The organism is Agromyces albus (assembly GCF_004134825.1).
Lineage (GTDB): Bacteria > Actinomycetota > Actinomycetes > Actinomycetales > Microbacteriaceae > Agromyces > Agromyces albus.
The window spans coordinates 1-588 of sequence record NZ_SDPN01000110.1 but is presented as its reverse complement, the minus strand read 5'-3'; the positions used below and the strand labels follow the sequence as shown (position 1 = coordinate 588).

The window sequence follows — 588 nt, the reverse complement described above, 5'->3', positions numbered from 1 at the left end:
GTCGTGACCAGTTCGCCGCTGGCGGCCATCTCTTCGAACCGTTCTTCAAAGTACCCGCGGAAAACCTGGTACCGGTTCCGGAAGTAGTCGTGGGCTGGATGATCCGGGGTTGTGGCTTCTGCGGACAGCGAGGCGTGCAGGGCAGCAAGACCCGGCTCGAGTTCGTTCGCCATCACGGGTGCGAGCATGGAGCGTACGGTGTTCTCCGGGGTTGCGCCGAGGCGGTCCAGGGCCGCCTGCCACACCGCGGTGCTGCGTTCGTCGCGGTAGTCGAGAACCGCCTGCAGGAGTGACTCCTTGGTCGGGAAGTGGTGCAGCAACCCGGTGTGGCTCATCTCGGCGCGTGCAGCGATGTCTTTCATGGTGGCGCCGTAGAAGCCGGAACGCCCGAACGCCTTGACGCAAGCTTCGAGGATGCGTTCTCGGATGGCAGCACTCTTCGCGTAGCTCCGGCGTGCTGGTTTGGCCGTCTCGGTGACGCTCATCCTCAACTCCTCACGTGATGCTTCGGTTCAAGGTTCTCCCATAACGATACCAAACTCGTACTGCGATTCGAGTTTGTGATATCGTCTCTGGAAAGTCGAAACA

At 61.2% G+C, this 588-nt stretch carries 1 protein-coding gene; it reads right to left on the bottom strand.

Translation table 11 applies throughout. The features are described 5' to 3' along the window. A partial coding sequence (locus tag ESP51_RS20435) for a TetR/AcrR family transcriptional regulator (protein WP_164990630.1) occupies window positions 1-485 on the bottom strand: 485 nt, incomplete at its 3' end. Window positions 486-588 lie beyond the last annotated feature (103 nt).